Origin of the sequence: Bartonella sp. TT110JLCBS (assembly GCF_042193405.1) — a bacterium.
Classification (GTDB): Bacteria; Pseudomonadota; Alphaproteobacteria; order Rhizobiales; family Rhizobiaceae; genus Bartonella.
In genome coordinates, this window is the sequence record NZ_JBHILT010000026.1 from 1 (window position 1) to 9399 (window position 9399).

Annotated in this window: 2 protein-coding genes and 1 pseudogene; all 3 read left to right on the forward strand. The window is 38.6% G+C overall.

Features of this window, described 5'->3' with window-relative positions:
• The coding region (locus ACFILW_RS08275) for a YadA-like family protein (protein WP_375685519.1) at positions 1 to 458 on the forward strand (458 nt) is incomplete at its 5' end.
• A gap of 1092 nt (positions 459 to 1550) precedes the next feature.
• Positions 1551 to 4715 (forward strand): YadA-like family protein, encoded by a 3165-nt coding sequence (locus ACFILW_RS08280; protein ID WP_375685520.1) that lies wholly within the window; start codon positions 1551 to 1553, stop codon positions 4713 to 4715.
• Between the two features lie 1172 nt (positions 4716 to 5887).
• Positions 5888 to 9399 (forward strand): annotated as a pseudogene (locus tag ACFILW_RS08285) (hypothetical protein); the annotation flags it as partial.

A 9399-nucleotide genomic window follows, 5' to 3' on the forward strand; every position in this document is an offset into this window, starting at 1 on the left:
TAGACAATGTAGCGGCAGGCAAGATTGAAGCAGGTTCTCAGCAAGCTGTTAATGGTGGTCAGTTGCATGATTATACTGAAGAGCAGATGAAGATAGTTCTTGAAGATGCCAATAAGTATACGGATGAGAAAGTTAGTAGTCTTGTCAATGATGCTGTTAACGAGTCGAAATCCTATACGGATATAAAGTTTGAGACATTGAATTATGCTATTCAGGATGTTCGGAAAGAAGCAAGACAAGCTGCTGCTATTGGTCTAGCAGTATCTAATTTAAGCTATGACGATACACCGGGAAAATTAAGTTTTTCACTTGGTACGGGTGTATGGCGCAGTCAATCTGCACTTGCTATTGGAGCTGGTTATATGTCTGAAAATGGAAGATTTCGCTCTAACGTATCTGCAACGAGTGCTGGGGGACATTGGGGTGTAGGTGCTGGATTTAGGGTAACACTGAATTAACAATAGAAAATTCGAAATAGATTTTCCTTCTCTTATCAAATGCGTTACATGTGCCATTTAAAGAGAAGGAAAGTTATTCTCATCATAAATGAATAGCAATAGAAGATAAGGGCGTATTTTGAGTAAAATATATTTTTTATTGTAAAATTTTTATGATAAAATCATTTATCATCTCCAAAAGGGATTATTTGAGTAATCAATATTTCTTTTTAAGAGGCTTTTTCCTTCTTGTCTCATAAGACAAGGATAGAATTTTTATAAGAAGGGACATTTTACCCAAGAATTCATAGAGTAGTGTACTTGTAAAGTTCTATAATAATAATCTTGGTGGGACTAATTTTAGTTACAATAAAGCATTTTAACAAAAAAATTACAAATGCAGAGTGATTTTTTCATATAAATTAATAGAGTACGTGTAATCGCACAATATTTTAAAACTATACAGTTTATAATTTTATAATAGAAATATCCACAAGGGGTATTCTTAAAGAAATAAAAAGTTTCATTTTTTTTCTTGCTATTTTTTAATATTTGTATAAAATGCGAAAAATTAATTAAAGGAAACTAGAAATCTTCTCGCAAAGCGGGGTGCGGTAAGTTATGGCAAAATCACAAAACCACAATCGTCTAATCTCAAAAAGCTTTAAGAGATACAAATATAAAACTCAGGGGCATCTCGCTTATTTTCACGACAAAAGCGCAATAACCCTACAAAAAACGCTCTAAATTATTCAACAAACAACCTAAATCCCTTCCGCAATAAACATCCTTTATTGCCTCTTAAACATACAACACCTAATAATAGTACGCAAACATGCTTTTTCTATACCTCTTTCACCTTTCTTCACCTTTAAATTTAAAGGCCCTGCTAAAGAAAAACACCCCTCCTTAAAGAGGGTAAATAAAAACCTTATTAATTGGACTATCGATCAACGTCGACTTCTATCTCATTGATATCTTAGATAGTCCTCTTCCGCATTATGACAACCCTAATCTTTTATAAAACAAGAAAAAACAACATCTGGAGCTTAATAGCACCGGAATATGTCTTTTTGATGTTTTAAATATCTTTTTTTACTTAGAGGATTTATTATGAAAAAAATATATACCACACCACACACGCTAGCCGTGAGTAATTTAAAAAATTCTTGCTCGTCTTATCGATTACCTTTTATAAAAACGCTTTCATTAGTGTCAGTAGCTGCCTTTTTATCAAATGCTTCTCCTGTTTTTGCTTGTGATCTTTGGGGTAATGTAGAACAGTATTTTGGCGGAGGTACAAATATACGTAAAAGTATTGCGCCAACCTATATAATTAACGGTAAAATATATAGAGATGTTGGTTCTGCGTTGTATGGTTTGCAGAGTTATGTCGCTGAAACCAGGTATGATAAGCTTGTTAAGCAAGATGCATCAGGACTTATTACAATTGGTGCGGACGTAGGTGGTAATAGAATAACTATCGCAAATAGCTCTCATGGATTGAGGACTCTTACTGGTGTTGCTGATGGTTGGGTTTCGCCAATCTCGTATGATGCAGTCAATGGTTCTCAGCTTTTTTCCCAAGGCATCAGTACTGCGATCTCTTTTGGCGGTGGTGCTGGATACGATAGAAAAGGAAACTGGATAGCTCCTACTTTTACAGTTAAGGTCTTTGATAAAAATGGTAATGGAGCTGAAAAGGATTATAAGAATGTTGCGGATGCCTTTACTGGCGTAAGTAGTTCTTTCACGAATCTCGATGCAAAGATTGAAAATATTAAGGTAGCAAGTAATAGTCTTGTTAAGCAAGATGATACAGGACTTATTAGCATTGGTGGAGAAGTAAGTGGAACTAAGGTAAGCATTGCAAACGTTGATAATGCAGTTCGGACTCTTTCGGGTGTTAGGGCTGGTTCGATTACAGCAACGTCGACCGAAGCAGTAAATGGTTCTCAACTTTATTCAATAAATCAGGCATTTGCTGAATATTTTGGCGGTGGTGCTGGCTATAAAGATGGAAACTGGAGTGCTCCTACTTTTACAGTTAAGGTCTTTGATAAGGATGGTAATGGAGCTGAAAAGAAGTATACTAATGTTGCGGATGCCTTTACTGGCGTAAGTGGTTCTTTCACAAATCTTGATAAAAAGATTGAGAATATAGTCATTAATGGGACAGGTGATGATCTTGTTAAGCAAGATGATACCGGCCTTATTACCATTGGTGGAAAAGTAAGAGGGGTCCAGGTAAATATAGCAAATGTTGATAATGTGGCACGGACTCTTGCGGGTGTTAAGGCTGGTTCGATTACAGCAACATCGACTGATGCGATAAATGGCTCTCAATTTTATGCCATGAGCAATGTAGTTGCTAGCTATTTTAGTGATAATGCTGGATATGATAAAGATGGAAACTGGAATGCTCCTACTTTTACAGTTAAGGTTTTTGATAAAAATGGTAGTGGGACTGAAAAGAACTATAAGAATGTTGGGGATGCGCTTTCTGGTGTAAGTAGTTCTTTTACGAATCTTAATCAAAAGATCGAAAGTGTGACAGGTGATAGTTTTGTTAAGCAAAATAGCGCTGGGCTTATTACGATTGGCGGAGACAAGGGTGGTGATAGAATAGATATTACAAACGGTATTAATTTTCCACGAGTTATCTCTGGTGTTAAAGGGGGTGCATTTACGGCAACATCGACCGAAGCAGTAAATGGTGGTCAAATTTATTTGATGGCTCAAGCATTTGCAAGTTATTTTGGCGGTGGTGCTGGCTATAAAGATGGAAAATGGTCACCTCCTACATTTACAGTTAAAGCCTTTGATAAGGATGGTAATGCAACTGAGAAAAACTATACTAATGTTGCAGATGCGTTTTCTGGCGTTAATAGTGCTTTCACAAGTTTGAATGAGGAGATTGTTAAGATAAAGAATAAGCCTGGTATTGAAGAAAAGGAACACACCCATCAAGACGGTGATTTGAATGATATTATTTCAGAAGGCTTTCCTTTTATGAGAAGCTTACCTAGTGCTTTAGGTAATGTGAAGGTTCCAACTACGATAACTGTTGCTCCTAAATCACCATTAAAACAAGTAAGTTTTATGAGTAGTGAAGGTGAAAGCCGGCGTCTTTTTGATATTGCTGCTGGTGAGATTTCAGAAACGTCGACTGATGCTATAACTGGTTCTCAGCTCTATTCGATAAACAACCAGATTGCTACTTATTTCGGTGGTGGTTCTGGATATAAAGGTGGAAATTGGAGTGCTCCGACTTTCACAGTTAAAGCCTTTGATAAGAATGGTAAGGAAACTGAGAAAAAATATACTAATGTTGCAGATGCATTTGCTGGCGTTAATAGTGCTTTGGCAGGTTTAAATGAGCGGGTTATGAACGGTATTGGTGAAACAGAGGGTAAACCACAAAATGGTGATCCTTCGGATGTTATTTCAAAAGGCTTTCCTTTTATGAGAAGCGCACGTTTTCTAAGAAGCTTACCTCTTGCCATAGATGAGGAAGAAAGCGCCATAGATGAGGCGGATAATTCAACCACGGTAACTGTTGCTCCTAGTGAAATTTTAGAAAAGTCAACTTATGAGGTGACTGACAATCAGTTTTCACAGATGAGTAACAGGGTAACAGGCGTTGAAAAAAAGGTAGACAGCGTTACAGACAGGGTAACAGGCGTTGAAAAAAAGGTAGACAGCGTTACAGACAGGGTAACAGAAGTTGAAAACAAGGTGAATGTTGCGGTTAGCTATGATACCGATGATAGCGGAAAGAAAATCAGTAGCATCACTCTAAAAGGTGTCGATGACAGTGAGCCTGTTTTGATTACTAATGTTAAAGATGGAAAAATTGAACATGGCTCTAAGGACGCAGTGAATGGTGGTCAGTTATACGATCATACCGCGCAGCAGATGGAGATTACTCTTGAAAGTGCGAAAAAGTATACGAACGATCAAGTCAATAATGGTATTAACGAGGCAAAATCCTATACCGATATGAAGTTTGACGCACTAAGTTATGATATTACGAATGTGCGCAAAGAGGCAAGGCAAGCAGCAGCGATTGGTTTGGCAGTCTCTAACTTACGTTACTTCGATGACCCAGGATCTGTGAGTGTTTCATTTGGTGGCGGTTTTTGGCGTGGACAATCTGCCTTTGCGATTGGTGCAGGTTATACATCTGAAGATGGCAAGATTCGTTCTAATCTATCAGCAACCAGTGCTGGCGGTCAGTGGGGTGTAGGTGGTGGAATAACTCTGAAATTAAAATAACACCAGAGAATATGAAAAACTACAATTTAAGCGAAGTTTCGCCCTTGTCTTCTTAGGCAGGGGCGAAATTTTATATTATAGAGAAGTAATATTTTACAGAGAAGGCCATAGAGTAGTATATTTATAAAGTCTTATAATAATTAAAGTCTTATACCAATGTATTCTATAGTAATAATCTTAGTGAGATTGATTTTAGTAAGAAGTAAAGCACTTTAACAAAAATTTTACAAATACAGAGTAGTACTCTCAGTGCGTAATTGCGCAGTATTTTAAAACTGTACGTTCTATAATTTCATTGATGGAAAATATCCATTGGGGGATACGTTTAAAAATCCTATTTTATTATTTTATTTATTTGCTCTGTACATAGCAGTAGCAATCATGAGGCACGCAACAGCAGCAATTATTAGTAAGACTCATTTTGATCAAAATGGGACACTTAAATAAAACTATGAAACAGAATCTCTAGACAAGTCTATAGTGCATGGAATCTATGAGTTTTAAAGTTATAAGGATATTTCACGGTTATATAAATCGGAAAGACTCATTCTGTAAAAATAATTAAATTCATTTTCTTCTTGCTATTTCACTCAATAGTCTATAACATCACAGAATATTCTTTAGTAAGACTCATTTTGGCAAAAACAGAAAAATGCTCGTAAGGGGGGGCAGTTGATTATGAACAACACACACAATCATCCTCATTTTACTCTAAAGCTTAAGAGTATGCCGCTTATCCCCGCGATAAAAGCGTAATGATTTCACAACAAGTACTCTAAATCATTCAGCCAACAACTTAAACTTTTCCCCTAATAATACCTTACAGCTTCTTAATCATATAAAATGAACTCTTTTACTTTTAAAACTATAAACCGCAGACCTAACAATAGGGTGCAAGTATGTCTTCTTCATACCTGTTTTTCACCCTCATCCAGGAGTTTTGTTGCAAAAAAAGCACCCTTCTTAAAGGCGGAAAAAATAAAAAACCCATTAACCACATCGTTTATCAAGATTGATTGCAACCTTGCTAGACTTCTAATTACTTCTGTTCGCCTCTGCGGCAAACTCAAACTTTATAAAGAACAAAAAAAATCACGTCGTTAATCACTCCTAACACTGAAATATGACTTTTTAATGTTCTAAATATGTCTTTCCTATTTGGAGAATTTGTTATGAAAAAATTATATACCACACCAAAAGCGCTAGTGGTGAATGATTGTAAAGATTCTTGCTCGTTTTATCGACGGCTTTTTATTAAAGCGCTTTCATTGGCTTCAGTGATTATATTTTTATCAAATGTTTCTCCTGTTGCTGCTGCTACTCAGATTTTAAATAACATATCAAACGACTTTAGTGGTGGTACAAATGCGCTTAAAGGTATACCGCCAGCCTATGTAGTTGGCAGTAAATTGTATAGAGATAGTGGCTCTGCATTTGTGGAGGGGGAGGATGCCCCCAAGAACTTAAGTCTTAATATTAAGTTTCAGACTAAAGCTGCTTTTGATACTGCATTTGCAGGTACGGAAGGTTATAAGAATGTAGAAGGTTATAAAAGTGTTGCGGATGCATTTTCTGGCGTGAAGAGTGTTTCCACAAGTTTAAATCATCAGATTGTTGAGATAAAGGAACCCCATGCTATTGGGGGAAAACAAGATAATCCATATCAAAGTGATGATAGGCATGAAAACACAGGCAGCTTTTCTCTTTTAAGAAGCTTATCTCGTGAACTAGCCCGAGCGGATGATGCAAGTATGGTAACTGTTGCTCCTACCTCACCATTAACTCAAATAACTATTCGGAATAGTAAAGGTGAGACACGGCGTCTTTTGGATGTTTCTCCTGGTGAGCTCTCAAAAACGTCAACCGATGCCGTTAATGGTTCCCAGCTTTATACGTTAGGCACTGGGGTTGCAAAATCTTTAGGTGGTAATGCTAGTTATGCGGATGGAACTTGGAGTGTACCTACATTCACGGTTAAGAGCGTGAAAGAAGATGGCAAAACAGAAGATAAAGAGTATCATGATGTAGCAACAGCGTTTGCTGGTGTAGGAACTTCTTTCGTAAATATGAATAATTCTATCACGAATATTAAGAATGAACTTAGCAAAGATATTGCTGAAGCAAAGAGTGATTCCTTGCATTGGAGCGATACTGCACATGCTTTTGTAGCGACGCATGGAGAGAAAGATAGCAAAAGTAATAGCAAGCTTACATCTCTTTTAGATGGTTCGATTAATGCTGGTTCCACGGATGCCGTAACGGGTAATCAGCTTCATGCTCTAGGTAGCAGTGTTGCAAAATCTTTAGGTGGTAATGCTAGGTATGAGAATGGCACGTGGACTGCTTCTACATTCAAGGTTAAGCGCTTCAATTCTGATGGTGACGTTATTGACTCGACTTATGACAGTGTCGCGTCTGCCTTTGCCGGTGTTGGTGATTCTATCACGAATATTAAAAATGAGATTAGCAAAGAAATTGCTGGTGAAAAGAGTGATTCTTTAATCTGGAGCCAAACCGCGAATGCCTTTGTAGCGACGCATGGTGAAGAGAATACAAGTAGCAAGATAACGTCTCTTAAAAATGGAGACATTAGTAGAACGTCAACGGATGCTGTAGCGGGTAACCAGCTTCATGCACTAGGTAGTAGTGTTGCGAAGTCTTTAGGTGGAGGAGCTAAGTATGAGGATGGCAAATGGAGCAAACCTAAGTTCACGGTTAAAACAGTAAAATCTGATGGAACTGAGAGTGAGGAGAGCTATACAGATGTGGCTTCAGCGTTTGCCGGTGTAGGAACTTCTTTCACGGATTTACATAAAGAGATTACCAATGAGATTAGCACTGCTCAAGCTGACGCGTTGTTGTGGGATAAGTCTAAAGGTGCCTTTGTAGCGACGCATGGAGAGAAAGATGGCAAAAGTAATAGCAAGCTTACATCTCTTTTAGATGGTTCGATTAATGCTGGTTCCACGGATGCCGTAACGGGTAATCAGCTTCATGCTCTAGGTAGCAGTGTTGCAAAATCTTTAGGTGGTAATGCTAGGTATGAGAATGGCACGTGGACTGCTTCTACATTCAAGGTTAAGCGCTTCAATTCTGATGGTGACGTTATTGACTCGACTTATGACAGTGTCGCGTCTGCCTTTGCCGGTGTTGGTGATTCTATCACGAATATTAAAAATGAGATTAGCAAAGAAATTGCTGGTGAAAAAAGTGCTTCTTTAATCTGGAGCCAAACGGCGAATGCCTTTGTAGCGACGCATGGGGATAGTAAAGAGAACAGCAAGATTACGTCTCTTAAAAATGGAGACATTAGTAGAACGTCAACGGATGCTGTAGCTGGTAACCAGCTATATGCTCTAGGGAGCGATGTTGCGAAGTCTTTAGGTGGTGGTGCTAAGTATGAGGATGGCCACTGGAGCAAACCTAAATTCACGGTTAAAACAGTAAAATCTGATGGTACTGAGAGTGAGGAGAGCTATACAGATGTGGCTTCAGCGTTTGCCGGTGTAGGCACTTCTTTCACGGATTTACATAAAGAGATTACCAATGAAATTAGCACTGCTCAGGCTGACGCGTTGTTGTGGGATAAGTCCAAAGATGCCTTTGTAGCGATGCATGGTGAAGAGAATGCAAGCAGCAAGATAACATCGCTTGCCAATGGGTCTATAACTAAAGACTCAAGTGATGCTGTAGCGGGCAATCAGCTATATGCTCTAGGGAGCGGTGTTGCGAAGTCTTTAGGTGGTAAAGCTAAGTATGAGAATGGAACTTGGAGTGCGCCTACATTCACGGTTAAGAGCGTGAAAGAAGATGGCAAAACAGAAGATAAAGAGTATCATGATGTGGCAACAGCGTTTGCTGGTGTAGGAACTTCTTTCGCGAATGTGAATAATTCTATCACGAATATTAAGGATGAAATTAGCAAAGATATTGCTGAAGCAAAGAGTGATTCCTTGAATTGGAGCGACACTGCACATGCGTTTGTAGCGACGCATGGTGAAGAGAAGACAAGCAGCAAGATAACATCGCTTACCAATGGGTCTATAACTAAAGACTCAAGTGATGCTGTAGCGGGTAACCAGTTATATGCTCTAGGTGATAAAGTTGCGCAGTCTTTAGGTGGTGGTGCTAGTTATGAGAATGGAACTTGGAGTGCGCCTACATTCACGGTTAAGAGCTTTAAAGCGGATGGGGTAACAGAAGATAAAGAATATAGTACTGTTGCGTCTGCCTTTGCTGGTGTTGGAGATTCATTCGATAAAGTTAAAGATAAGTTCAGTAATATTAAGGATGAAATTACCAAAGAGATTGAAAAGGACATTACCACTGTTCAAGGCGATGCGTTGTTGTGGGATAAGGCTAAAGGTGCGTTTGTAGCGACGCATGGTGAAGAGAATGCAAGCAGCAAGATAACATCGCTTACCAATGGGTCTATAACTAAAGACTCAAGTGATGCTGTAGCGGGTAACCAGCTTTATGCCCTAGGGAGCGGTGTTGCGCAGTCCTTAGGAGGTAATGCTAAGTATGAAGGAGGCACATGGACAGCTCCGACTTACGCAATCTCTAGTGTTTCTGCAGATGGTGATGTGGAACAGACGAGCTTCAATGATGTTGGTAGCGCCTTTGCGGGTCTTGATACGAGTGTCAAGAATGTGAACACTCATCTGTCTAATGAGGTCAAAAA

What these genes read in the sequence shown, in the direction of transcription:
- ACFILW_RS08280 (WP_375685520.1), top strand. Translation starts at nt 1,551, where the DNA reads ATGAAAAAAATATATACCACACCACACACGCTAGCCGTGAGTAATTTA.